Here is a 22,736-nt window from a genome sequence, read left to right on the forward strand (position 1 = left end):
CGTCCATGGCGGCCGTTGAGCGGATGAACTCCGCCGCTGGCGGCGATACTCCCACTGTTTTCAGTTAAAAATCAATCGTGAAAAGGGGTTTTGCTGCCTCGGCCAAGGGCAACGGCGATGACGCTGCGTCAATGTGCGGCGAGGTCGGTGCGCGCTTCGACAAAATCGGCGATCGCTGCGATGTCGTCGATGCCGAACACCGGAACCTGCTCGCCCTCGACGCGGTGGTCGGAGGCAATGGCGACAATCGAAGGGTCATTCGATGTCAGTGGCGCGCGGTCCTTGGCATCGAGCCTCCGTGCTTCGATCTTGAGATGATGCTCGCGCTTGTAGCCCTCGACCAGTACCAGGTCGCAAGGCGCGATCCTTGCCAGGACCTCGTCGAGCGTCGGCTCGTTTTCGTTGCGCAGCTCATGCATCAACGCCCAGCGGCGCCCTGACACGATGGCGACTTCCGTGGCGCCTGCCTGGCGATGGCGAAAGCTGTCGGCGCCCGGCTTGTCGATGTCGAAATCATGGTGGGCATGCTTGATGGTCGAGACCTTCCAGCCGCGTCCGACCAGTTCCGTCACCAGACGTTCGGTCAATGTCGTCTTGCCGGAGTTCTTCCAGCCGGTGATGCCGAACACCCGATGCGTCATCAGCCGACCTCGTCGACAAGGCGCGCGGCTTGGGCGAGGTCTTCGGGCGTATTGATATTGAAGAACGGGTCGACTGCACTGGAACCACGTTGTTCTACCGGAAAGTCCACCACGTCGAGGCCTACCTGCTCAAGGAACGTCATCACCCGTCGGGTATCGCCGCTTTCCAAAAAGGCCGCAAGCGCATTGCGCAGCGAAACCGGCCACAGCGCGAAGGTCGGGTGCACGCGCGTGTTCGAAGCCGCGACAGTGACCCGGCCGGCGACAGCGCGCGCGGCAAGTCGCCCGGCGAGATCGTTGGGGAAGAAAGGCGTGTCACCGGCAACGCTGAGGATGTGGGTGACGCCGGGCTGGTGTGCCGCCCACTCCATGCCGGTCAGGATGCCGGCCAGCGGTCCCTGATAGCCTGATATCGTGTCGCTGACGATCTCGACGCCGAAGCCGGCGAAAGGTGTCCGGTCGGCGTTGGTGTTGATGACGATCCGGCCGACCTGCGGTCGCAGGCGATTCAGCACGTGGCGTATCAGGGGATGGCCGCCAAGTTCCACAAGTGTCTTGTCGGTGCCGCCCATGCGACTCGATCGGCCGCCGGCGAGAATGAGCCCTGCGATCTGCCCTGTCATGCCTAGATCCCGTCTGGCGCCATCGAGGCGCTGGTGCTTTCGGCTGCCGGCCGACCCTTGCCGACAACGCGTTCGCGATAGAGCGAATAGAGGCCGGAGGCAACGATCACGGCAGCACCAGCGATCATCGCCAGATCGGGGATGTCGCCGAAAACGAAGACGCTGAGCGAAATCGCCCAGATCAGGGCAGTGTAGCGGAACGGCGCGATGAAAGAGATTTCGCCCTCGCGCATCGCCATGATGACGAACTGATAGCCGAACAGCACCAGCACCGCGGCACCCGCCAGAAACGTGACGAGGTCGAGCGTCATCGGCACCCAACCGCCGAAAGGCACGATCGTCAGCGCCCCTGTTATGGTGATGATGATGGTGGTGGTGGTCGAGACGAACAAGGATGGGATGTGCCCGGGGATCTTTCGTGTCGCCAGGTCGCGCACGGCACAGAAGGCGACCGAAAGCAGGGCCAGCAAGGAAAAGACGTTGAAGCCGTCAAATCCCGGCCGGACAATGATTAGCACGCCACCAAAGCCGGTGGCGATGGCCAGCCAGCGGCGCCAGCCGACGCTCTCGCCCAGAAACAGTGCAGCACCCATGGTCACCGCCAATGGCAGGGCCTGAAGCACGGCGGAAATGTTGGCCAGCGGCAGATGGGGCAGGGCGGCGAGAAAACAAACGGTGCCGCCAACCTCGCCGACAAGGCGCAGGAACACCATCGGATGCCAGTAGTTCCGGTAGCCGTTCAAGGCACCCTGCTGCCAGGCGAGAAGGCTGATCAGCGTGGTGGCGAACAGCCCGCGCACCAGCATCAGCTGGCCCGGATTGATCGTCTGGGCGGCGAGCTTGCTCAGCGTGTCGTTGAAGGTAAAGGCTGCCATCGCGACGACCATGAAGGTGGCGCCGCGAACATTCGAGGAAAGTGGCACTTCGGCTTTCCGTTGCTGCTGTTCCTACGGCTTTAGCACCGGTGCGTGAAACAGCAATGCCAATCGGATGGACCAGACACGTCAATTGGCCTCACGGGCCGTTGAGGCTTTCGGCAATGGAGCCGACCAGCCGGTCGTATTTCGCCTTGGACGACACGGGATATTTGAGCAGGAAGGCATGGATGACGCCGCCCCTGCCAAATTCGAGGCGGTGGTAGAAGATGTCGTCGCCGTCGTGGCCCGACAGCACGACCCAGTCCTTGCCCAGCTTGCGGTAGGTGACCTCCACGCCCTCGGAGCTCATGTCGGCGAGCTGCTTGGGTGTCTGCTCCAGCGCATTGTTGGAGCCGTAGACCGCCAGGCTCGCTCCGTCGATCGACAGGAACGTCATGCCGTCGCCATTTTCCGGCGGTTCGGCCTGGCTGACGAAGATCTCATGTGGAAACGTCACCGACGTGCCGAAGCGGGCATTGGTGTAGATGAATGGCTTGGCAAGTGCAGGCGCGGCTAGCACCATCGCCAGAGTCATTGCGGAGAACGTCCTGGCGAACCGGTAAGCCATGCCCATTACCTCTTGAGGACGTTGTCGGGTGGCGACGATAGCTGCAACTTAGCCGTCTGTCACACTCATATGGCGCGAGACGGACGGGCGATTGGTGCGGCGGTCGATGATGAAATCGTGGCCATTGGGCTTGCGCCCGATCGCCTCGTCAATGGCATTGGACAAAAGCTCGTTGCCTTCGGAGGCGCGCAGCGGCGCCCTGAGGTCGGCCGCGTCGCGACACTACCGCAACCGCTGCAGCGCGGTCTTCACCGCATCGCGATTGTCCCGCTTCATTCGCTCGACGACCGCCTCGAATCGTCCGTCGCCGAAGATCCGTTCGCGATAGGCCGCGTAGTCGGCGAGCACCGCGCGCACCGTGTCGGCGAGTTCGCCGTAGCGCGCCCACACCACGAACGGGTGATACGCGATCGACTCACGCAGCGGCACGTCTTCACTGACGACGACGACACCGCACAGCAGCGCCGGCAATACGCGCAATTCCTCGAACGTGTGGTGCTGGCCGGTCTGATGCACGTTCACGAGCACGCGCGTGTCGCGGTACAGCGTGCACAACGCGGCGCCCGCGTAGACACCGCTGACATTGAGCAGTGACAGGCGCGCCTCGTGGGCCGCTTCAAGAAACGCCGCGCGGCGCGGTTGCGCGACGTCGCCAAACAGCGTGATTGCGTCGCGCCGCCGCGTGCCCGGGGTGACGTCGGTGTCGTACAGCAGCGGCGCGAGCACGATCGTCTTGGCCAGATACGCATCGAAGCCGCCGGCGCGGCGCAGGTTTTCGACATTCGGCCGGCTGTAGTCGACGATCACGTCGGCCGATTCGACCACCGCGCGGTTCACCACGCGCGCGAGATAGTATCCTTGGCCGTCCGGCAATGGCACGGCACCGGTCGGCGCGCCGTCGCTGTCGCGCCCGCCCGGTTTGACCAGCGTGTGTTCCCACTGGACATCGATGCGCCGCGTGCGGTTCGCATTGCCGCAGTCGACCTCGGAGTCGCCGAACACGAGATTGACCGGCGCGTCGCGCACGGCCAGCGTTTCGCGGAACAATGCGACACAGTACAAATAGTATTCCCGCACGAACGCCGGATACTGCGGATCGTATGCAAGCCGCGCACGGCCGACGGTTTCGACGCAGCGCGCCGGCGCGCGCGGAAACACATTGCGCCACAGCGCTTGCAGCTTGCGTGCGACACGCTTCGCCAGCGTCATTGGGGAGAACGTCGGGGCGGAGAACGTCGCGGCGAGCCGGTAAGCATGCCCATTGCCTCACGAGGACGTTGTCGGGTGGCGAAGGTCGATATCGCTCAGCCGCCTGTCACACTCATGTGGCGGGAGACGGACGGACGATTGGTGCGGCGGTCGATGATGAAATCGTGGCCCTTGGGCTTGCGCCCGATCGCTTCGTCGATGGCGTTCGACAACAGCTCGTTGCCTTCGGAGGCGCGCAGCGGCGCCCTGAGGTCGGCAGCGTCCTCCTGGCCGAGGCACATGTAGAGCGTGCCGGTGCAGGTGAGCCGCACGCGATTGCAGCTCTCGCAGAAATTATGCGTCATCGGCGTGATGAAGCCCAGCTTTCCGCCGGTTTCAGCGACATCGACGTAACGTGCCGGTCCGCCTGTCTTGAACGGGATGTCGGTCAGGGTGAACTGGCGTTCGAGATTGGCCCTCAGCAGCGACAGCGGCAGGTACTGGTCGGTGCGGTCAGCATCGATCTCGCCCATCGGCATCGTTTCGATGACCGTCAGGTCCATGCCGCGGCCATTGGCCCAGCGCAGGATTTCGGGGATTTCAGTATCGTTGAAGTCCTTGAGCGCGACGGCATTGATCTTGATGTGCAGGCCGGCCGCCTGGGCGGCGTCGATGCCTTCCATCACCTTGGCAAGGTGGCCCCAGCGCGTGATGGCGTGGAACTTGTCGGGGTCGAGCGTGTCGAGCGAGACGTTGATGCGCTTGACGCCGCAATCGGCGAGCTCCTGAGCGAAGCGCGACAGCTGCGAGCCGTTGGTCGTCAGCGTCAGCTCTTCCAGTGCGCCGCTGTCGATATGGCGCGACAGCTGGCGAATGAGGTGCATGACATTCTTGCGCACCAAAGGTTCGCCGCCGGTCAGGCGCAGCTTTTTGACGCCCTTTTCGACGAAGACGGTGCACAGCCTGTCGAGCTCTTCGAGCGACAGCAGGTCTTTCTTGGGCAGGAAGGCCATGTCTTCGGCCATGCAATAGGTGCAGCGGAAATCGCAGCGATCCGTGACCGACACGCGCAGATAGCTGATCGAGCGACCGAAAGGATCGATCATGTCCATGGTCTGCGCTTCCGTTTCCCTTTGCGTGGCGTCTTGTTTGACGCCTTCATGTTACGGCTATGTTGTACGCTTGGGTATGTCAATCAAGATGAAAGTTTGTTGCCTTGGGGTAGCGCGAGGCCCTTTGTCGTTTCCGGGCCCTGTTAGCACTTTTCGCAACGTCCGAAGCGCAGTAGTGAAGGGCAGTTCACAACGGCAGGGCGGATCATGACGGCACCGAAGGAATTGAGGGTCTCCAAGGACCGCAAGCTGTTGACGGTGACGTTTCCGGACCATCGCCCGTTCGAACTTGCAGCCGAGCTGTTGCGCGTGCTTTCGCCTTCCGCCGAGGTGCAGGGCCATTCGCCGGAACAGCGCGTGACCGTGCCCGGCAAGAAGGACGTTGCGATCCTCAAGATCGAGCCGGTGGGCAATTATGCCGTGCGCATCACCTTCGACGATTTCCACGACACCGGCATCTTCACCTGGAACTACCTGCACACACTCGGCCACGACAAGGACAAGCGCTGGCAGGAATATCTCGACGAACTGGCGCAGAAAGGTTTGAGCCGCGATCGCTGAGTGTCTTTGGCCGTTCACGTTGGCCTGCTAAGCGCAGCAGCATCGAAGCAGGAGGGGATGAACGGTGTCGGTCATTTCAACGGTCGAACAGCTCGAGGCGCTTTATGGTGCTCCCGGCGAAACCTCGCTGGTCAAGGAACTCGACCACGTCATTCCCGAGTATGCGGCCTTCATCGAAGCATCGCCCTTCGTCTCGCTGGCGACCAGCGGTCCCGAGGGACTCGATTGCTCGCCGCGCGGCGACCTTGCCGGCTTTGTCCGCATCCACGATCCGCGTACGCTGATGATGCCGGACCGCCGCGGCAACAACCGCGCGGATTCGCTGAGGAATATCATCCGCGATCCCAAGGTGGCACTGCTGTTTTTGGTGCCCGGCTCAGGCACGACGCTGCGCGTCAATGGCCGTGCTCACATCAGCGTCGATGCCGAGCTTTGTGCGTCGTTCACCGTCGAAGGCAAGCCGGCACGTTCGGTGACGGTGATCGATGTCGATGCCGTCTACTTCCAGTGCGCGCGAGCGATCGTACGGTCGGAGCTGTGGAATCCGGAACGCCATGTCGATCCGAAGGCGCTGCCGACGCCGGGCCAGATCCTTGCCGTCACCAGCCGCGCCAGCATCGACGGCGAAACCTATGACCGCGAATGGCCCGAGCGCGCCAAGAAGTCGATGTGGTAGGGACCTGCGGGTAGGAAAATCCTGCGAAGTCGGGAAGAATGACGAAAAGCAGGCTTCCAGGCCTCAAAACAAAGTGATTGCCCCCGGCGTAACTTCGACGGCATTCGCGACGTATACCGGCAAAATTGCTGGAGTTATCCTGAATGACGCCCTGGACAGACCGCGCCGGAAACCTATCGCCGCTGAAGGCCGTGGCATTTGCCGGCACATTGGTGCCCGCACTGCTGCTTGCCTATTACGCGGTGAAAGGCTTTCCGCAAGGCGCTGGCGCCAGCACGCTGCTCGGCCCACGGCCGTTCACCGCCGCCATCCATGAAACCGGCGACTGGGCGATCCGCTTCCTGCTGATGTCGCTGGCGGTGACGCCGCTGCGCCGCATCGGGCAATGGCCGAAGCTGATCCTCATCCGGCGCATGCTCGGGATCGCTGCGCTCGCCTACGCGCTCGGTCATCTCGTACTCTACTTCTTCGACCAGAACTGGGATGTCGTCCGCGCCGTCAGCGAGATCGCGCTGCGCATCTATCTCACCATCGGCTTCGTCGCGCTGCTCGGGCTTGTCGCTCTCGGTGCGACGTCGACCGACGCGGCGATCAAGAAGCTTGGTCGCAACTGGAACCGGCTGCACAAGATCGTCTATGGCATCGGTATCCTAGCTGCGCTGCATTTTTTCATGCAGTCCAAGGCCGATGTCTATGAGCCGACGCTGATGGCGGGCTTTTTCATGCTCTTGATGTTCTACCGGCTGGCGCACTGGCGCGGGCTCAGCCTGATGTCGCCGCTGGTGCTGATCGCGATTGCAGTTGCTGCTGCGCTGTCGACGGTGGTTGTCGAGGCGGCCTGGTATGGGCTGGCGACCGGCGTGCCGCCGAGCCGCGTTCTGTGGGCAAACCTGCAGTTTTCCTACACTATCCGGCCCGGCTGGTGGGTGCTGGCGACGGGCCTTGGCGTGGCGGCGCTCGGCTTCGTCAGGTCGATGGGTAAGGCGGAAGCGCCGCGGGGCAGGCGAGCCGCCAGGGCCGCCGCCTGAGCGACTATTCCTTCAGCGCGTCGGCGACACGCAGCATGTGTGCGCCGATCAGGTCGCATTGTTCCGGCGTCGACGAGCTCATCGCCTTTTCGATCAGCGCGCCATAGGTTTTCAGCGCCCGCATCAGCAAGGTGCCGCCGTCTTCGGTCAGCGTCAGCCGCATCACCCGGCGATCCTTGGCGTCGGCCTCGCGCCGCACCAGCGCGCGCTTTTCCAACTGCGGCAGCAGCATGGTGATGTTCGAACGCCCGACCAGCAGCTTGCGTGCCAGGTCGTGCTGCGAAATGCCGGGATGGCGATAGAGATTCATCAGGACATCGAGCTGCGCCGGCTTGAGATCGTGCGGCTGCAACGCGCTCGCCAGGGCACGCTCCATCGAGTGGCACGCCTTGGCCACGGCAACCCAGTTTCTGAACCGCGGGTTATCCCACGGCAAATCTTGTTTATTGTTCATGATTGAACTATTATTGTTCATGATTGAACTTATGGATGGACGACCACTATGGCATCAATCGGATTGAAGGTCATCCGGCGGCTGTTCGGTGCAGCCGAGCTGGTTTCGCCACGTCTCGCCGGCCGTGCGGCATTCGAGCTTTTCCGGCGAACGCCAAGCCAGCGTTCCCTGACATCGGGCGAGAGGCGTGCCATCGGCAACGCGTCCGGCTTCATGGCCGAGGCCCGCCATCACCGAATCAAGACCCTGCGCGGCTGTGTGGCGATGCACGAGTTTCGCCCCGATGGGGCAAGCAGGGGCACAGTACTTGTCATCCATGGCTGGCGTTCGCGGACCGAGTACATGCAGGCGCTGATCGAAGGCTACAGGGAGGCCGGCATGCGCGTGATCTCGCTCGACCTGCCGGGCCATGGCGGCTCGCTCGGGCGCGCGCTCGACATGGCCAAGGCCGTCGAGGCGGCCACGCTTGCCGGCCAGTGGTTCGGGCCGTTCGAGGCGATCGTTGGCCATTCCTTTGGCGGTGCGGTTGCCGTCAACGCCGCCGCTGGAACGGTCAAGGGCTTTGAACCGCTGTCAGCCAAGCGGCTGGTGCTGGTTGCCGCTCCCGATTCGATGCCGAAGCTGTTCGACGATTTCGGCCGCTATCTCCATCTCGGGCCAAAGACGCAGCAGGCGATCTCGGGGCAGGTGCAGCGTGTGACCGGGACCCCGATCAGCCAGTTCGTCGGTTCCAGGCTGCTGATGCGCCTGGCTACCCCGACCCTTGTCATCCACGCCTCCGACGATAGGGAAGTGTCCGCCAGCGAAGCGAAGGCAATGGCTGGTGCGGGCGGGCATGTCAGGCTGTTCTGGGCCGACGGCCTTGGCCACCGGCGTATCCTTTCGAGCGCCAAGGTCGTGGCCGAGGCTGTCGGCTTTCTCGAGGCTGCGCGAGAACTCGACACGGTTCACTAGCCGGTCGCTGGTTCCGCGACGGTTGCGCCGGTCACCGAGGCTCAGCCCTGGTTCTCCAGTGCTGCCCTCAGCATGTCATAGGTCGGCGCCAGTTCGCGGAGGGCGGCGGCGGCCGAGGCGTCATGACCGACGACGAGCGGATACTGCATGCCACCGATCAGGCGCGCCTGTTTGCCCGCGATGCGCGCCGCCTCGGTGTATCCGGCACGCTCCAGGCAGGTTGCGGCGTCCGCCGCGCGGCGTGCCCCGGCCCGGACGGCGAAGTGGATCATGTGGCCCCGCAGGTCCTGGTTGCACCTGGGCTCGATCAGGCGCGCCAGCGCCTCGGCGGCTGCAGCGTTACCCGAGCTTCCCTGCGGCATGTCGTGCTCTCCATCCATCGACAGCCAGCGAATCGCTGACGGGATCGACGCCTTGATCGCGTCGACATCTGCGATGTCAGCTATCCGCTTGAAGGCGGTACGCATCGTGTAGGGCGTCCCATAGATCAGCGTTTTTGCGCTCCAGGCGGCCATAAAGTCGGCGAGTGGCAGGCGGGCGTAGGGGTAGCCCTGCGGATCGTGCATCAGGATGCTGTCATCGTCGACTTCGATGGCGACGACGTAATGATCGGCCTCGATCGGGCCGCGCATGCGGGGCTGGTGCCGGAGATGCCCCATCTCGACCGGACCGATCCAGACCGGGCCGACGGCCAGGGCTTCCTTGAGCCGTGCCAGGGCTTCCTCAGCGTTGCCACCCTGGGCAACTATCGATGTCCATCCAAGAGCCAAGAGCGCGTCCTCAAAACCTTTCTCCGGGTCCCAGCCATAGGGGTCGAAGAAGGGCATCTTGCCGCCGATCAGCTGCATCCCGAACGGGCCGCCGATGGCCACCTCGATGACCGCGGTCGACGGCGCATCGGCTCCGAACATCATGGCGAAGGAATTGGCGTAGCAATACGGGCCGGAGCCGGTGTAGGCAAAATGGGTCATGGAGGGGTCTCTTACTGGCTGATCGGATAGGCGACGTCGAAGCGCGCGCCTCGGGTTCCGGGATAGGTTTCGCGAGGGCTGCCGATGCAACTGATGTCGCTCCGCGCGTCCAGCCATCCTTCAAGGGCGTCGTAGACGTGCATGACGAGGGGAAAATCCTCATAGGCCTTGGGCACGGGCAGATAGACTTCGCGGCGCGCCGGCTGCAACCTGATGAGCAGGTCGCCAGCCGGTTCGAGACTTCCCTCAAAGGCGACGGCAACCTCGACGAGACCCTCGCTGTCGCGGCTGACGAGGTCGTGAAAATGCACGCTCATCAATCCGCCGTCAGCTAATCCCGTGGCGCGCAGGTGGGCGCGGATGTCCGTTTCGGCCTCAGCGATGAAATCGTCCAGCGTCTGGACGCCGACCTGGCGTTGTCGCGAGATGACCTTGCCGGCCGGTATCTCGCGGAGGCTGATCGCTGCCGCGAGTGCAGTGTCGCCGCCTTCGGTTTGCCGGGAGAGGGCACGCACGAGCTCGATCTGCTCGGCAAGCCTGTCGTTCTGCGCGCCGAGCCAGCTTTGCAACTCGACGACGCGCGCTTGCGGCGTCAGGTCCAGCAGTTGCGCGATGCGGGCGATTGGCAGATCCAGCCGACGCAGGCGCGCGATCAACCGTGCCCGGGGCGCCTGCGACGACGCGTAGTAACGATAGCCGGTCTGCGGATCGATGCGCACCGGCAACAGCAGGCCTTGCTCGGCATAAAGCCGCAATGCCTTGGGCGACAGTCGCGTGGCGGCCCCGAAACGGCCGGCGAGGAGATAGGAATCGGTCATGGCACCGTGTCTAGGGCTGGCCCCAGGGGCGAGGTCAAGCGCGCGATTTGCTTTCGCCGATGCCGGGGCCGATCAGCCTTTCTTGTTGCCTGGTTCGACAGGCAGGCCGGCCGCGCGCCAGGCGGTGAAACCACCAAGGATGTGGCGGACCGGCTCCAGCCCCATTTCCTGCGCCGTCTTTGCGGCCAGTGCCGAGCGCCAGCCGCCGGCGCAGAAGAAGACGAAATTCTTGCCGCTGGTAAAGAAGGGCTTGTGGTAGGGGCTTTCGGGGTCGATCCAGAATTCGAGCATGCCGCGCGGGCAGTGCTGGGCGCCTGCGATCCTGCCTTCGCGCTCGACCTCGCGTGGATCACGCAGGTCGATGAAGATGGTCTCGGTGTCGTCGAGCAGGGTTGCCGCTTCCTCCGGCGACACCACCTCGACCACAGCATTGGCCTCGTCGAGCAGTTCCCTGTAGCCCTTCTTCACCTTGCCCTCGCGTCAATTCGGCCCAATTTCAGCTTGTGGATCCAAGTGATCGCATGAAGCGTCAAGGCTGTCATCGCTGATGAATTGTGCCACCTTCCGGTTTGCCTCACGATGATGTGAAACTGTTCGGCAACAGCTGCCGGGAAATTTATGAAAGCTTAACGTTATCGGTATGAATCGGGTGAGTAGCGCCTTACATCAGCCATTTGTGGGCAGGAATTCTTCCACCGGCGCATAGCGATTCCAGTGCAGTTTCCGGGCAGGGATGGTGTCTTATGAAATTTTCTCTCCTGAACAGGCCGATCTCGCTTCCGCTGGCAGCCTTGGCCGCGACCGTGGCGCTCGGTGCGCCACAGGCCGGGGCGCAGAACTTCTTCGACATCCTGTTCGGCGGCAGCGGCAACCGTGCCCCCCGTCACCAGCAAGGCGAGTTTCCGCCGGCACCGGTCCAGAAGAAGCGGGCGCCCGTGGCCGCGGCCAAGATCAGCGCGCCGTCCTATTACACCTACAAGACCGACACGATGGTGACGGTCGACTTCTCCAAGCTGGTCGCCGGCACGCAGTCGGCGTCGCTGGAGCCGTCGCTAGCCGGCACCGCGTTTCGTGAAGCGCTGGCCGGGCTCGATGCGTTCGATCTCGTTGCCGAAAAAGACATCGCCAAGGGCCTGCTCGACTACTATGTGGCCAATCCCGATTTCATCTGGGTCACCGGCCAGACCGCAAACAGCCGCGCAGAAGACGCGATCAGGACCTTGAGCGATGCCGCCAGCCACGGGCTGATGCCGGCCGACTATGCGGTTTCGGTGCCGCCGGCGGCCTATGCGATGGACGACACCGTAGGCCGGATGAAGACGCTCATCCGTTTCGAGATGGCGATGTCGGCGCGGGTGCTGCGCTATGCGCATGATGCGCAAGGCGGCCGGATCGATCCGAACCGTATCTCCGGCTATTACGATTTCACGCCCAAGCCGCTCGACATGGCCGCCATTCTGAAGAGCCTCAGCCAGTCGATTGACGCCAGGGCCTTCCTCGAAGCATTCCACCCGCAGAATCCTGAATACAAGGCGCTGCGCGTCGAACTCGAGGCGCTCAAGGCGAGCGAGGAAAACGACATCGTCGTTGAAGCCAAGCTGCTGCTGAAGCCCGGCGAGACCAGCCCGGAGCTACCCAAGCTTTTGCATCTTGTCGCCCGCGACCTCGATGACGAGATGGGCGGTGAATTCGGCGAAACGCTCGCCAGGCTCGGCAACAGCGAAACCTATTCGCCCGAACTGGTTCCGGTCATCGAAGCCGTTCAAAGGCGTGCCGGGCTCAAGGCCGACGGCGTTGTCGGTCCGCGCACGGTGGCGACACTTGCCGGCACCTCGAAGGCCGACCGCCTCGACAAGGTGGTCGTCGCGCTCGAGCAGTTGCGCTGGCTGCCTTCGGACCTCGGCAGCCCACGTGTCTTCATCAACCAGCCGGCCTACACCGCGAGCTACATCGACGGCGGTGTTGAAAAGCTCAAGATGCGCACGGTCATCGGCAAGACCACCAACCAGACCAGCTTCTTCCAGGACGAGATCGAGCAGGTCGACTACAATCCCTATTGGGGCGTGCCGCAGTCGATCATCGTCAACGAGATGTTGCCGCGCCTGCGCAACGATCCGAGCTATCTCGACCGCGCCGGCTATGAAGTCACCGATTCGCGTGGCCAGCGCATTCCGTCATCGGCGATCAACTGGGGCCAGTACGGCTCGAAGGTGCCCTTCAGCGTGCGCCAGGCACCGAGCGAAGCCAATGCCTTGGGCGAGCTCAAGATCCTGTTCCCCAACAAGCATGCCATTTACATGCACGACACGCCGCAAAAGGCGCTGTTCGACCGCGACAGCCGCGCCTTCAGCCATGGCTGCATCCGCTTGTCCGATCCGCGCGGCATGGCAGCCGCGGTGCTCGGCACAGACGTCGACCACATCGCCGCCAAGCTGAAACAGGGCCATTCCTTCGAGAAGTTGACGCGTAAGATCCCTGTTTACGTCGCCTATTTCACCGCCTGGCCCGATCTTGACGGCAAGGTCGAGTATTTCGGCGACGTCTATGACCGCGATGCCAAGCTGAAGGATGCCATGACGCGTACTGATGCCGCGAGGACGCCGAGCATCTGATTGGGCCATCTGCCGGATAGCGCGCCGGCTCAAGTACGTTGTGCGCTCTGGCGCGGTCGATATCGCTTGCCATCCGCTCTTGTCTTTGTTTTGCAGTCGGTGTTGGCGGGATGCCAAGCCATCACCACGCATTGCGTCCCGCGCGACCCACCTACCGTAAGAGCGATCGCTGCTAGCTTGGCATGCTGGCACAGCCGGCAGAAGGCAGTGATAGGCCGAACAGACAGGTCAGGTAAAAGCCGGTAGCACCGGCTGAGCCAGAACCAGAGGGCCCACTTCAGCCTTGATCCCGGCCGCTCTCAGACTCAGAACCCTATGAGTGCTTGACGCGCCGACTTAAAATGGGGCCGAAATACGCGACAGCAGCCAAGGCGAGGCTGAGGCGTTCTGACGTAGAGAATAGAAAAATGGTGGGCGATATAGGGATTGAACCTATGACCCCACCCGTGTGAAGGGTGTGCTCTCCCGCTGAGCTAATCGCCCGTCCGAGGCCCGAGGGCCGAACGTGACGGCGATATAGGGGAGGGGTGGGAGTGGTGTCAAGGCGGCTTTAGCGACTTGCCGCGTCAATCAGCTTCTGGGCCATGCCAAGCGTCAGTTCGTCATAGTGCGAGATGACCACCGAAGGCTCGTATTCGCTGACGTGACGGTCGGTGTAGCCGAAATCGACGGCAACGACCGGAATGCCGGCCGCCTTTGCCGTGTCGATGTCGGTGACCGAATCGCCGACCATGACGGCGCGGGACACATCGCCGCCGGCCTTGGCGATGGTTTCGGTGAGATGCCGGGGGTCTGGCTTGCGCATGCCGAAAGTTTCCGGACCGGTGATGGCCGCGAAGCGGTCGGAAAGACCGAGCGCCTGGATGAGGCCCTGGGCGAGGGTTTCGTACTTGTTGGTGCAGACGGCGAGCAGATAGCCGGCTTCGGTGAAGCGGTTCATCGCGGCGACGACGCCGGGATAGGGCAGCGAGCGGCCGGGAATGTTGACCGTGTAGTGATCGAGGAAGATGTCGTGCAGGCGGTCGTGCTCGACGGCCGCCAGCTGCTTTTGCTGGGCGGTGTAGGCACGCTCGATCATGATGCGCCCGCCCTGGCCGACGAAACGGCGGAATGCCCTGTCGTCGACTTCGGCAAGGCCGCCGGCGACGAGCGTGTGATTGAGGCTGTCCAAAAGGTCAGGGGCGGTGTCGACGAGGGTCCCGTCGAGGTCGAAAACGATGATCGGCTTGGACATGGCTCCGCCTTTGTGGAGTTGTGCGTTGCAAGAGCCGATAGCCCCGGACCCTGCATGACGCAAGCCCGTGCCATAAAGCCTTTGACCCAACGGGCAAAAATGCTAGGAGCCAAGCCTGATATTCGAGGATTTTGCGAACAAGTGATGGATGCCAAGGCTTTGAAGATCGAGGCGGCGCGCGCTGCCTTGGGGTATGTCGAGAGCGGAATGCGCCTTGGCATCGGTACCGGTTCGACGGCCGAGGAGTTCGTCAGGCTGCTGGCCGAGAAGGTTGCCGGCGGCATGCAGATCATCGGCGTGCCGACATCGGAACGTACCGCCGCCCTTTGCCGCGAACTGTCCGTGCCGCTCTCCACGCTCGACGAAACGCCGGAACTCGACCTGACCATCGATGGCGCCGACGAGATCGATCCTGAGCTGACGCTGGTCAAGGGTGGCGGCGGCGCGCTGCTGCGCGAAAAGATCGTGGCCGCGGCCTCGACGCGCATGGTGGTCATCGCCGACCAGACCAAGCTCGTCGACACGCTCGGCCGCTTCCCGTTGCCCATCGAGGTCAATCCGTTCGGCCTCAAGGCCACCGAGATCGCCATCGCAAAAGCTGCTGACAAGCTCGGGCTTTCAGGGCCTTTGGTGTTGCGCAAATCCGCCGGCGAAACCTTCGTAACCGACGGTGGACATTTCATTATCGATGCATCTTTTGGCCGCATTCCCGATACAAGAGCGCTTTCGGATGCCCTGCACGCCATTCCCGGCGTCGTGGAGCACGGTCTCTTCTTGGGTTTGGCCACCGTTGCCGTCATCGCCGGCTCGGACGGGGTCAGAACCGTTCATCCGGCACGCTAAACAGGAGTTCTATTCATCATGATTTTGACAAACCGGCTTCGCCGCTTCTCCGTCATGGTGGCGGCTTCGGCATTCGCGGCCGTCGCATTCTCGGCCCAGGCGCAGGAAATCGCGGAATCACACCTGAAGGCAGCGCATGCCGCCATCTCCGCGATCCACGCGACCGATTCCTTCGATTCGATCCTGCCGCAGGCAGCCGCCGCCCTGAAGCAGCAGCTGATCCAGCAGAACCCTGACATGCAGGAAGTGATCACCCAGACGGTCGATGAAAAGACGCTGGCGCTCGCCGCGCGTCGGGCCGACCTGGAAAAGGAATCGGCGATCGCTTACGCCAAGTCGTTCTCCGAGCAGAACCTCAACGACATTGCCGCCTTCTACAATTCGGAAGCCGGCAAGAAGCTTATCGAGAACGGCCCGATCGCCTCGCGCGAATTGGTCAAGGCCGCCGAGATCTGGCAGAACGGCGTCGGCCGCGATCTCGCCGAGCAGGTTGGCGAAAAGCTCAAGGCCGTCATCGGCACCAAGGCTCCGGCCGAAGGTGCTGCCCCAGCCGAAGGTGCCGCACCGGCAGCACCGGCGAACTGATCCACCGCGACCAACGGTCACGATACAAAAGCCCGGCATTTGCCGGGCTTTTCTTTTGGGCTCACTGCCACTACCTGTGACCGCATCACAGGCGCATCGGATGCGGTGCGCAGTTTCAAGGACTTAGAGCGACCGTTGCGCGCCGCATGCGCGTTGCTCTACCGCAGGAAGGACACCCATGGCCCAGTACGACTACGATCTCTTCGTCATCGGCGGCGGCTCGGGCGGTGTGCGCGCGGCACGCGTTGCGGCAGCACTCGGCAAGCGCGTCGCGCTCGCTGAGGAGTTCCGTTTTGGCGGCACCTGCGTCATCCGCGGCTGCGTGCCCAAGAAGCTCTACGTCTATGCCTCGCAGTTTCCCGAGCATTTCGAGGATGCGGCGGGCTATGGCTGGACCGTCGGCGAGGCGAAGTTCGACTGGAAAACGCTGGTCGCCAACAAGGAGCGTGAGATTTCGCGGCTTGAGGCGATCTACAAGCGCAATGTCGAAGGTTCCGGTGGTGAGACGATCCATTCACGTGCCGTGCTCGTCGACAGCCATACTATCCGGATCGTCGATGAAAACCGCACCGTCACCGCCGATCAGATCCTGATTGCGACAGGCGGGCGGGCCGCCGCGCATCCCGCGCTGCCGGGCCATGAGCACTGCATCTATTCGAACGAGGTCTTCGACCTTCCCGAATTGCCCAAGGCGATCATGATCGAGGGCGGCGGCTACATCGCCGTCGAATTCGCCAACATCTTCCACGGTCTCGGCGTCGAGACGACGCTGGTCTATCGCGGCAAGGAAATCCTTAGTCGCTTCGACATGGACCTGCGCCGTACCTTGCACGAGACCATGGAGCAGAAGGGCATCAAGATCCTGCTGCACTCAGTTTCAGAAGACGTCAGCAAGCGCGCCGGTGGTCGCCTCGAAGTGACGCTGAACACCGGCCAGAAGCTGACGGTCGACCAGGTGTTGCTCGCTATCGGACGCACGCCGAATACCGAAAACCTTGGCCTCGAGGCCGCCGGCGTCGAGATGAATAAGCAGGGCGCGATCGTCGTCGACAGCTACTCGCGCACCACCGTGGGTAACATCTGGGCCGTTGGCGACGTCACCAATCGTGTCCAGCTGACCCCGGTCGCCATTCACGAAGCAATGTGCTTCGTCGAGACTGCGTTCAGGGACAACCCGACCGAGCCGGACCACGATTGCATCCCGACCGCGGTGTTCTCGCAGCCCGAGATCGGCACCGTCGGTCTTTCCGAGGACGACGCTGCCAAGCGGTTCAAGCATCTCGAGATCTACCGCACGAGCTTCAGGCCGATGCGCCACACGCTCTCGGGCAGGCAGGAAAAGATGATGATGAAGCTCGTTGTCGATGGCGACACGCGTCTGGTCCTGGGGGCCCATGTGTTGGGTCCTGACGCCGGCGAGATGGCGCAGCTCCTGGGCATCACGCTCAAGGCCGGACTGACCAAGGACGACTTCGATCGCACCATGGCCGTGCACCCTACGGCAGCCGAAGAGCTGGTGACGATGTACAAGCCGACCTATCTGGTGAAAGACGGCGCGCGCGTCGAAAACTGACGTTGCGGCCGCCTCGGGACCTTCCGCAGGGAAACGTTCGATCCCGGACGTGTTCCGGGGTAGATTAGGGGCTCCTCATCGTGTAAAGAGCCGCGTTCCCGCAATGGCGGGCTATGGCGCGGGTGAGGTGCCCGTTAGCGAACTTTTTAGGTGCGAACATGACGAAATGGTCCCCGAATTCCTGGAGAAGCATGCCGATCCAGCAGGTCCCGGCTTATCCGGACGCTGCGGCACTCGCGGAAACGGAAGCTCGTCTCGCATCCTTTCCCCCCTTGGTTTTTGCAGGTGAGGCGCGCAAGCTGAAGAAGCAGCTTGCTGCCGTTGCCAATGGCGAAGCATTCCTGCTGCAGGGCGGTGACTGCGCCGAAAGCTTCCTGGAACATGGCGCTGATAACATCCGCGACTTCTTCCGGGTGTTCCTGCAGATGTCGGTCGTGCTGACCTTCGCCGGCGCGCAGCCGGTGGTGAAGGTTGGCCGTATCGCCGGCCAGTTCGCCAAGCCGCGCTCGGCTGACAACGAGACCAAGGGCGACGTGACGCTGCCGAGCTATCGCGGCGACATCATCAACGGCCCGGCCTTCGACGAGAAGTCGCGCATTCCTGATCCGGCGCGTCAGGAGATGGCCTACCGTCAGTCGGCGGCGACGCTGAACCTTCTGCGTGCTTTCGCTCAGGGTGGCTATGCCAGCCTCGAGAACGTCCAGCGCTGGATGCTCGGCTTCGTGTCGAACAGCCCGCAGGGCGAGCGTTATGAAGCACTGGCCAATCGCATCACCGAGACCATGGACTTCATGCGGGCGGTCGGTATCACTTCGGAGACCAACTACGCGCTGCGCGAGACCGATTTCTACACCAGCCATGAAGCCCTTCTGCTCGGCTACGAGCAGGCGCTGACCCGCATCGACTCGACTTCGGGCGACTGGTACGCGACTTCGGGCCACATGATCTGGATCGGCGACCGCACGCGCCAGCTCGACCACGCCCATGTCGAGTACTGCCGTGGCGTGAAGAACCCGCTCGGCCTCAAATGCGGCCCGTCGATCACGCCCGACAACCTGCTCAAGCTGATCGATGCGCTCAATCCGGAGAACGAGGCCGGCCGTCTGACCCTGATCGCGCGCTTCGGCCACGACAAGGTCGGCGATCACCTGCCGAAGCTGATCCGCGCCGTCGAGAAGGAAGGCCGCAAAGTCGTCTGGTCGTGCGATCCGATGCATGGCAACACGATCACCGCTGCCGGCTACAAGACGCGTCCGTTCGATCGCATCCTGAGCGAAGTGCAGAGCTTCTTCGACATCCACCGTTCCGAGGGCACGCACCCGGGTGGCATCCATGTCGAGATGACCGGCAACAATGTGACCGAATGCACCGGTGGCGCCCGCGCCATCACCGCCGAGGAGCTGCAGGATCGCTACCACACCCATTGCGACCCACGCCTCAACGCCGACCAGGCGATCGAGCTTGCTTTCCTGGTTTCGGAACTGCTGCGCAAGAGCGCACCGACGCCGGCGAAGAAGGCCGTCAACGCCTGATCCGCAAGACGCAGCTTGCAAAAATCAAAAAGGCGCCGGTTTGACCGGCGCCTTTTTTGCTTGGGCTGACGCGCGACGCGTTCAGTCCTTCTTGTACAGCATCCAGTTCTTGCCCTGGCGCTCGGCGATCGTCGAATAGCGGGTGACGCGGTTGCGGCCGATCAGCTTGGAGCGATAGAGCGCGCGATCCGCCTTGGCGTAGAGGTCTTCGGCGCTGTCGGCGTCCGATGCCATGCAGACGCCCATGGAAACGGTGACCTGGCCGCAGTTCACGCCCGGCTGGACATCCTTGAATTGCGTCTGCGCAACCAAAAGGCGAACGCGGTCGGCGATCTCGAACGTCGCTTCCTCGGTCGTGCCTTCGACGATCAGCGCGAACTCTTCACCGCCGGTGCGGGCCACGAACATGTCGCGGTGGACGCTGGACTGAAAGATGCTGGCGATGATGCGCAGGATCTTGTCGCCGACGGGGTGGCCGTGGCGGTCGTTGATGTCCTTGAAGCGGTCGATGTCGGCCAGGATCAGCGCGCTGAACAGCACGCCCCTGTTGTCGTTGTAGATCCTGGCGATCCGCCGGTCGAAGGCCCGACGGTTCCAGATGTGGGTGAGGGGATCGGTGTCGGCAAGCTTCTTGTACTCTTCCAGCTTCGACTTGACGCTTTCGAGTTCACTCGACTTGTCGCTCAGCGTCGTTGCCACCTGCTTGCCATGGTCGATGGTCGAAGCCGTGGCCACGGCCATCACGCCGGCGATCTTCTGCAGCAGTTCCTGCGACATGGCGGTACGGCTGTTGAGCCCGCTCGAGGTCTCGTCAAGCACCTTGCCGTAACGTTCCAAATAGGTCTGCTCGTTGCGCAGCAGGCTGGCGACGCCTTCCAACTCGCGGGCGAGAACTTCGCGCGCATGTTCGACGATGCCCTGACCGTGATTGTGGGCAAAGAACTTCTGGCCGAGCAGGTCGAGTTGCTCCTGCGTCGGACGGTTGCCGAGCGCAATGACTTCCAGGCTGAGTGCCGCGTTGGTGCCGGTCAGCGCCTCGTAGAAGATCTCGTAATTGCGCGGCAGGCCGATGACGCCCATCTGGCTCATCGTCGCCACGACAGTACTCGCAATATCGTTGCCTCGTTCTGTCGGGGCGGCTGCAGATTGCATGTATGTCCCGTTTCAGTTGGCCAAATGGCCGGCTGCACGGTCAGCAAGTGGCTGGCGTGCAAACCGGTCGGGGGCGCGAGCGGCGTGAGATAGAATGCTTGCGGCGGCGCAGGTCCCCTCTGCGCTCATCACTTGTATTCAGCTCTAATTTAGGCTGGCTAAGGTTTCCTTAATTTGCAGCGTTGGCACGGTAATTTTTCTACCACAGGGTGTAATTTCCACTGTGCCAGATGATGCCTGAACACTGGCCAGCATAGGCAATGTCGCAAACCCTCATGTCCCGTGCCCGGATCAAGATCAATATGGCGGCGGGTCAATAGAGGACTATGCAATGGATAATTTGCACAAGGGGTCATGTTTGTGCGGCGCGGTGCGCTTTGCGGCACGCGGTGCGCTGCGCGAAGTAATCTACTGCCACTGCAACATGTGCCGGAAACAGAGCGGCCACTACTATGCCGCAACCAATGTCAGCGACGACATGGTCGACATCGAAGGCGGCGACAATGTCACATGGTTTGCCGCTTCGGACTTCGCCCGCCGCGGCTTCTGCAGCCGTTGCGGATCGGTGATGTTCTGGAAGCCGAACGACGATGACTACGTCTCGATCATGGCCGGTTCGTTCGAGGAGCCGTCGTCGCTCACCGGCGGCTATCACATATTCGTCGCCGACAAGGGCTCGTATTACGAGATCGATGACGATCTGCCGCAATACGAACGGTCCTCACCATCGCTCAAAGTACTGGAGGATTGAACGTGATGCCGACGATCGTTCTCATTTGTTGAACGCTTCGTCGTGTTTGGGCACTCTGCTCGAAACAGTGGCGAGGGCGTATATTCGGGGCAAGGAGAAATGACATGACCTCGTTGCCTACAGTTTTCATTTCGCATGGCGGCCCAGACATCGTTCTGGCCGATACGCCGGCGCGCCACTATCTCGAAACTCTTTCCGCTCTGGTTGAGAAGCCCAAGGCCATCGTCATCGTGTCGGCGCATTTCGAGACCGATGGCGTCGCCGTCGTAACTGATCCCAAGCCGGGCATGATCTACGATTTTGGCGGCTTCGCCCCGGAGCTCTACAAGATGGTTTATCCTGCCGCGGGCGAACCTGTACTCGCGGCCAGGGTTTTCGCGATGCTCGACGAGGCCGGGCTCAAGCCGCACACCTATGAGAAGCGCGGCTATGACCACGGCACCTGGACGCCGCTCAAGCTCGCATTCCCCGACGCGGACATTCCTGTGGTTCAGGTGTCGATCGACCCCAGCCGCGATGCCGCCTGGCACCACGCCATCGGCAAGGCGCTGGCGCCGTTGCGAAGCGAAGGAGTGCTGCTGATCGGCTCAGGCCATATCACCCACAACCTGCGCGCCTATTTCAGCAGACTGCGCAAGGGGGCCGAACCGGATCCGGCGCTGGCCGGCAAGGTGCATGAGTTCACGCAATGGTTTGCCGACAGGCTGGCCAGCGGCGATACCGATGCGCTGCTGCACTGGAAGGACAAGGCGCCGTACCCTGGGGACAATCACCCGACCGACGAGCACCTGATGCCGATCTTCTTTGCTTACGGTGCGGCAGGCGAGGGTGCAAAGGGCCGCCGCGTGCACGATTCGGTCGATCACGGCTTCTTTGCCAACGATTCATATCTGTTCGACTGAGCGTCAAGCCGCTAAATGATGCCGCTTCGATTGAATTGAAAGGGCATTTTATGGAGCGGCTGGTCAAGGCTTTCCAGAACTCGGTGCGGGCATTCTCGCGGCTGATCCGCACCGAAGCGGCATTCCAGCAGGAAATCATGCTGCTTGCCGTGGCGTTGCCGCTCGGTTGGTTCGTGGCAGGCACCTGGGGTGGCTACGCGCTATTGATCGGCTCGATCCTGTTCCTGATCACCGTCGAGGTGCTGAACACCGGCATCGAGGCGGCGTGCGACGCCGTCAGCCGCGAATTCAACATTGATATCCAGCTAGCCAAGGACTGTGGCTCGCTCGCCGTACTGATCTCGATTGTCATCGTGCTGGGCGTCTGGGGCTTCGCCATTGTAGAGCGGATGCTCGGCCTTCCAATCTGAGGGTTGCATACCCACATGTCGGTTACCAAAGGAGACCGACATGGCTGATCTGGCCAACCTTTTTCATCTCGAAGCCCGTAGCGGCCTGCCCGAAGACCTGCGCTGGCTGGTCGACAGGTATCCGCGCGAGGACTGGCGCGCCCATGACAACGTCCATGGCATGGCGTCGATGTGGCTGCAGCGGCATGACATGTTCCGCGAACTGGGCGGTATGCTGACCACCGGTATCGGCGACTATCGCGAGGGCCGCATGGATGCCCGGCAGTTCGCGCGTTGGTTTGCGCCCCGGCTGAACCATTTCCTCGGTAATCTCGATGGTCACCACAATGTCGAGGACCAGCATTACTTCCCCACCTTCGCCAAGGCGGAAAGCAGGCTGAAACGCGGCTTCGACATCCTTGATGCCGATCATCACCTCATCCACGATGCGCTGGAGCGCAATGCCGAGACGGCCAACGCCTTCATCCGGGCGCTCCAGGAAAATGCGGACAAACAGCGTTTCGCGGCCGACGCCTATGCCGACGAGAACGCGCGGCTTGTCGCGATGCTGACCAGGCATCTCGACGACGAGGAAGACCTGATCATTCCGCTCATTCTCGATCGTGGTGATCGGGCGCTGGAGATCGGCTGA

At 62.5% G+C, this 22,736-nt stretch carries 25 protein-coding genes, 1 tRNA gene and 1 pseudogene; 13 read left to right on the forward strand and 14 right to left on the reverse strand.

Annotated features, from left to right (window positions below):
* Positions 1-128: 128 nt before the first annotated feature.
* The 7 genes and pseudogenes from mobB to moaA form a co-directional block, all read right to left on the reverse strand.
* Positions 129-641: a molybdopterin-guanine dinucleotide biosynthesis protein B gene (gene mobB / locus IHE39_RS22260; protein ID WP_192568001.1), complete on the reverse strand. Its 513-nt coding sequence runs from the start codon at positions 639-641 to the stop codon at positions 129-131.
* The gene (mobA, locus tag IHE39_RS22265) at positions 641-1,264 is read right to left on the reverse strand and encodes a molybdenum cofactor guanylyltransferase MobA (protein WP_192568002.1); all 624 of its coding nucleotides are present in this window, start codon (positions 1,262-1,264) and stop codon (positions 641-643) included. Before mobA ends, mobB begins: the two co-directional genes overlap by 1 nt.
* A 2-nt stretch (positions 1,265-1,266) precedes the next feature.
* Positions 1,267-2,187 carry an EamA family transporter gene (locus IHE39_RS22270; protein ID WP_192568003.1) on the reverse strand — a complete coding sequence of 307 codons (921 nt, stop codon included), beginning with the start codon at positions 2,185-2,187 and terminating at the stop codon, positions 1,267-1,269.
* A gap of 91 nt (positions 2,188-2,278) precedes the next feature.
* Complete coding sequence (locus tag IHE39_RS22275; RefSeq protein ID WP_192568004.1) at positions 2,279-2,749, reverse strand: hypothetical protein; 471 nt, start codon at positions 2,747-2,749, stop codon at positions 2,279-2,281.
* A 48-nt stretch (positions 2,750-2,797) separates the two neighbouring features.
* A pseudogene (locus IHE39_RS22280) lies at positions 2,798-2,965 on the reverse strand (GTP 3',8-cyclase MoaA); the annotation flags it as partial.
* 6 nt (positions 2,966-2,971) lie between these two features.
* Complete coding sequence (locus IHE39_RS22285) at positions 2,972-3,958, reverse strand: hypothetical protein (protein ID WP_184767523.1); 987 nt, start codon at positions 3,956-3,958, stop codon at positions 2,972-2,974.
* Positions 3,959-4,053: 95 nt separating this feature from the next.
* Positions 4,054-5,049 carry a GTP 3',8-cyclase MoaA gene (gene moaA, locus IHE39_RS22290; protein WP_184767524.1) on the reverse strand — a complete coding sequence of 332 codons (996 nt, stop codon included), beginning with the start codon at positions 5,047-5,049 and terminating at the stop codon, positions 4,054-4,056.
* 207 nt (positions 5,050-5,256) lie between these two features.
* On the opposite strand from moaA, the gene IHE39_RS22295 reads away from it, so the two are divergent.
* The 3 genes from IHE39_RS22295 (at position 5,257) to IHE39_RS22305 (ending at position 7,314) form a co-directional block, all read left to right on the forward strand.
* A complete protein-coding gene (locus tag IHE39_RS22295; RefSeq protein WP_192568005.1) occupies positions 5,257-5,610 on the forward strand; it encodes a gamma-butyrobetaine hydroxylase family protein in 354 nt (117 codons plus the stop codon).
* A 64-nt stretch (positions 5,611-5,674) separates the two neighbouring features.
* Positions 5,675-6,286: an MSMEG_1061 family FMN-dependent PPOX-type flavoprotein gene (locus IHE39_RS22300; RefSeq protein WP_192568006.1), complete on the forward strand. Its 612-nt coding sequence runs from the start codon at positions 5,675-5,677 to the stop codon at positions 6,284-6,286.
* 143 nt (positions 6,287-6,429) lie between these two features.
* On the forward strand, positions 6,430-7,314 hold the full coding sequence (locus IHE39_RS22305) for a protein-methionine-sulfoxide reductase heme-binding subunit MsrQ (RefSeq protein WP_192568007.1): 885 nt from the start codon (positions 6,430-6,432) through the stop codon (positions 7,312-7,314).
* Positions 7,315-7,318: 4 nt separating this feature from the next.
* Here IHE39_RS22305 and IHE39_RS22310 read toward each other — a convergent pair whose 3' ends face one another.
* Positions 7,319-7,768 (reverse strand): MarR family winged helix-turn-helix transcriptional regulator, encoded by a 450-nt coding sequence (locus tag IHE39_RS22310; RefSeq protein WP_184767528.1) that lies wholly within the window; start codon positions 7,766-7,768, stop codon positions 7,319-7,321.
* Between the two features lie 48 nt (positions 7,769-7,816).
* On the opposite strand from IHE39_RS22310, the gene IHE39_RS22315 reads away from it, so the two are divergent.
* Complete coding sequence (locus IHE39_RS22315) at positions 7,817-8,722, forward strand: alpha/beta hydrolase (RefSeq protein ID WP_192568008.1); 906 nt, start codon at positions 7,817-7,819, stop codon at positions 8,720-8,722.
* Positions 8,723-8,763: 41 nt separating this feature from the next.
* Here IHE39_RS22315 and IHE39_RS22320 read toward each other — a convergent pair whose 3' ends face one another.
* From IHE39_RS22320 to IHE39_RS22330, 3 genes are all read right to left on the reverse strand, one after another.
* The gene (locus IHE39_RS22320) at positions 8,764-9,693 is read right to left on the reverse strand and encodes a YobF C-terminal domain-containing protein (RefSeq protein WP_192568009.1); all 930 of its coding nucleotides are present in this window, start codon (positions 9,691-9,693) and stop codon (positions 8,764-8,766) included.
* A gap of 11 nt (positions 9,694-9,704) precedes the next feature.
* Entirely contained in the window at positions 9,705-10,511 is an 807-nt protein-coding gene (locus IHE39_RS22325; RefSeq protein WP_192568010.1) for a MerR family transcriptional regulator, read from the reverse strand.
* A gap of 72 nt (positions 10,512-10,583) precedes the next feature.
* Positions 10,584-10,979: a rhodanese-like domain-containing protein gene (locus IHE39_RS22330; protein ID WP_192568011.1), complete on the reverse strand. Its 396-nt coding sequence runs from the start codon at positions 10,977-10,979 to the stop codon at positions 10,584-10,586.
* A gap of 275 nt (positions 10,980-11,254) precedes the next feature.
* Here IHE39_RS22330 and IHE39_RS22335 point away from each other — a divergent pair, with 275 nt between their 5' ends.
* Positions 11,255-13,123 (forward strand): L,D-transpeptidase family protein, encoded by a 1,869-nt coding sequence (locus IHE39_RS22335; RefSeq protein WP_192568012.1) that lies wholly within the window; start codon positions 11,255-11,257, stop codon positions 13,121-13,123.
* 408 nt (positions 13,124-13,531) lie between these two features.
* On the opposite strand, the gene IHE39_RS22340 is transcribed toward IHE39_RS22335, so the two are convergent.
* Together IHE39_RS22340 and IHE39_RS22345 are read right to left on the reverse strand one after the other, a co-directional pair.
* Positions 13,532-13,606: transfer RNA gene (locus tag IHE39_RS22340), tRNA-Val, on the reverse strand.
* Between the two features lie 67 nt (positions 13,607-13,673).
* Complete coding sequence (locus IHE39_RS22345) at positions 13,674-14,357, reverse strand: phosphoglycolate phosphatase (protein ID WP_192568013.1); 684 nt, start codon at positions 14,355-14,357, stop codon at positions 13,674-13,676.
* Between the two features lie 144 nt (positions 14,358-14,501).
* On the opposite strand from IHE39_RS22345, the gene rpiA reads away from it, so the two are divergent.
* From rpiA to IHE39_RS22365, 4 genes are all read left to right on the forward strand, one after another.
* Positions 14,502-15,200 (forward strand): ribose-5-phosphate isomerase RpiA, encoded by a 699-nt coding sequence (gene rpiA, locus IHE39_RS22350; RefSeq protein ID WP_192568014.1) that lies wholly within the window; start codon positions 14,502-14,504, stop codon positions 15,198-15,200.
* An 18-nt stretch (positions 15,201-15,218) separates the two neighbouring features.
* Positions 15,219-15,785, forward strand: a complete 567-nt coding sequence (locus IHE39_RS22355; RefSeq protein ID WP_192568015.1) for a DUF2059 domain-containing protein — start codon at positions 15,219-15,221, stop codon at positions 15,783-15,785.
* Positions 15,786-15,963: 178 nt separating this feature from the next.
* On the forward strand, positions 15,964-17,358 hold the full coding sequence (gor, locus tag IHE39_RS22360; RefSeq protein WP_192568016.1) for a glutathione-disulfide reductase: 1,395 nt from the start codon (positions 15,964-15,966) through the stop codon (positions 17,356-17,358).
* Positions 17,359-17,516: 158 nt separating this feature from the next.
* A complete protein-coding gene (locus IHE39_RS22365; RefSeq protein WP_184767538.1) occupies positions 17,517-18,890 on the forward strand; it encodes a class II 3-deoxy-7-phosphoheptulonate synthase in 1,374 nt (457 codons plus the stop codon).
* A gap of 81 nt (positions 18,891-18,971) precedes the next feature.
* On the opposite strand, the gene IHE39_RS22370 is transcribed toward IHE39_RS22365, so the two are convergent.
* The gene (locus IHE39_RS22370; protein ID WP_184767539.1) at positions 18,972-20,042 is read right to left on the reverse strand and encodes a GGDEF domain-containing protein; all 1,071 of its coding nucleotides are present in this window, start codon (positions 20,040-20,042) and stop codon (positions 18,972-18,974) included.
* A 331-nt stretch (positions 20,043-20,373) separates the two neighbouring features.
* On the opposite strand from IHE39_RS22370, the gene IHE39_RS22375 reads away from it, so the two are divergent.
* From IHE39_RS22375 to IHE39_RS22390, 4 genes are all read left to right on the forward strand, one after another.
* Positions 20,374-20,793, forward strand: coding sequence for a GFA family protein (locus IHE39_RS22375; protein ID WP_192568017.1), 420 nt, complete (start codon positions 20,374-20,376; stop codon positions 20,791-20,793).
* A 104-nt stretch (positions 20,794-20,897) separates the two neighbouring features.
* On the forward strand, positions 20,898-21,695 hold the full coding sequence (locus IHE39_RS22380; protein ID WP_184767541.1) for a DODA-type extradiol aromatic ring-opening family dioxygenase: 798 nt from the start codon (positions 20,898-20,900) through the stop codon (positions 21,693-21,695).
* A gap of 50 nt (positions 21,696-21,745) precedes the next feature.
* The gene (locus tag IHE39_RS22385) at positions 21,746-22,105 is read left to right on the forward strand and encodes a diacylglycerol kinase (protein WP_184767542.1); all 360 of its coding nucleotides are present in this window, start codon (positions 21,746-21,748) and stop codon (positions 22,103-22,105) included.
* A gap of 40 nt (positions 22,106-22,145) precedes the next feature.
* Positions 22,146-22,736 carry a hemerythrin domain-containing protein gene (locus IHE39_RS22390; RefSeq protein WP_184767543.1) on the forward strand — a complete coding sequence of 197 codons (591 nt, stop codon included), beginning with the start codon at positions 22,146-22,148 and terminating at the stop codon, positions 22,734-22,736.

This window comes from Aminobacter carboxidus (genome assembly GCF_014863355.1).
GTDB classification, from domain to species: domain Bacteria; phylum Pseudomonadota; class Alphaproteobacteria; order Rhizobiales; family Rhizobiaceae; genus Aminobacter; species Aminobacter carboxidus.

Bases quoted from the DNA above. Each gene is read 5' to 3' on its own strand.
- mobB (WP_192568001.1), bottom strand. From the start codon at position 641: ATGACGCATCGGGTGTTCGGCATCACCGGCTGGAAGAACTCCGGCAAG.
- mobA (WP_192568002.1), bottom strand. From the start codon at position 1,264: ATGACAGGGCAGATCGCAGGGCTCATTCTCGCCGGCGGCCGATCGAGT.
- IHE39_RS22275 (WP_192568004.1), bottom strand. From the start codon at position 2,749: ATGGCTTACCGGTTCGCCAGGACGTTCTCCGCAATGACTCTGGCGATG.
- IHE39_RS22285 (WP_184767523.1), bottom strand. From the start codon at position 3,958: ATGACGCTGGCGAAGCGTGTCGCACGCAAGCTGCAAGCGCTGTGGCGC.
- moaA (WP_184767524.1), bottom strand. From the start codon at position 5,049: ATGGACATGATCGATCCTTTCGGTCGCTCGATCAGCTATCTGCGCGTG.
- IHE39_RS22295 (WP_192568005.1), top strand. From the start codon at position 5,257: ATGACGGCACCGAAGGAATTGAGGGTCTCCAAGGACCGCAAGCTGTTG.
- IHE39_RS22305 (WP_192568007.1), top strand. From the start codon at position 6,430: ATGACGCCCTGGACAGACCGCGCCGGAAACCTATCGCCGCTGAAGGCC.
- IHE39_RS22310 (WP_184767528.1), bottom strand. From the start codon at position 7,768: ATGAACAATAAACAAGATTTGCCGTGGGATAACCCGCGGTTCAGAAAC.
- IHE39_RS22315 (WP_192568008.1), top strand. From the start codon at position 7,817: ATGGCATCAATCGGATTGAAGGTCATCCGGCGGCTGTTCGGTGCAGCC.
- IHE39_RS22320 (WP_192568009.1), bottom strand. From the start codon at position 9,693: ATGACCCATTTTGCCTACACCGGCTCCGGCCCGTATTGCTACGCCAAT.
- IHE39_RS22325 (WP_192568010.1), bottom strand. From the start codon at position 10,511: ATGACCGATTCCTATCTCCTCGCCGGCCGTTTCGGGGCCGCCACGCGA.
- IHE39_RS22335 (WP_192568012.1), top strand. From the start codon at position 11,255: ATGAAATTTTCTCTCCTGAACAGGCCGATCTCGCTTCCGCTGGCAGCC.
- IHE39_RS22345 (WP_192568013.1), bottom strand. From the start codon at position 14,357: ATGTCCAAGCCGATCATCGTTTTCGACCTCGACGGGACCCTCGTCGAC.
- rpiA (WP_192568014.1), top strand. From the start codon at position 14,502: ATGGATGCCAAGGCTTTGAAGATCGAGGCGGCGCGCGCTGCCTTGGGG.
- IHE39_RS22355 (WP_192568015.1), top strand. From the start codon at position 15,219: ATGATTTTGACAAACCGGCTTCGCCGCTTCTCCGTCATGGTGGCGGCT.
- gor (WP_192568016.1), top strand. From the start codon at position 15,964: ATGGCCCAGTACGACTACGATCTCTTCGTCATCGGCGGCGGCTCGGGC.
- IHE39_RS22365 (WP_184767538.1), top strand. From the start codon at position 17,517: ATGACGAAATGGTCCCCGAATTCCTGGAGAAGCATGCCGATCCAGCAG.
- IHE39_RS22370 (WP_184767539.1), bottom strand. From the start codon at position 20,042: ATGCAATCTGCAGCCGCCCCGACAGAACGAGGCAACGATATTGCGAGT.
- IHE39_RS22375 (WP_192568017.1), top strand. From the start codon at position 20,374: ATGGATAATTTGCACAAGGGGTCATGTTTGTGCGGCGCGGTGCGCTTT.
- IHE39_RS22380 (WP_184767541.1), top strand. From the start codon at position 20,898: ATGACCTCGTTGCCTACAGTTTTCATTTCGCATGGCGGCCCAGACATC.
- IHE39_RS22385 (WP_184767542.1), top strand. From the start codon at position 21,746: ATGGAGCGGCTGGTCAAGGCTTTCCAGAACTCGGTGCGGGCATTCTCG.
- IHE39_RS22390 (WP_184767543.1), top strand. From the start codon at position 22,146: ATGGCTGATCTGGCCAACCTTTTTCATCTCGAAGCCCGTAGCGGCCTG.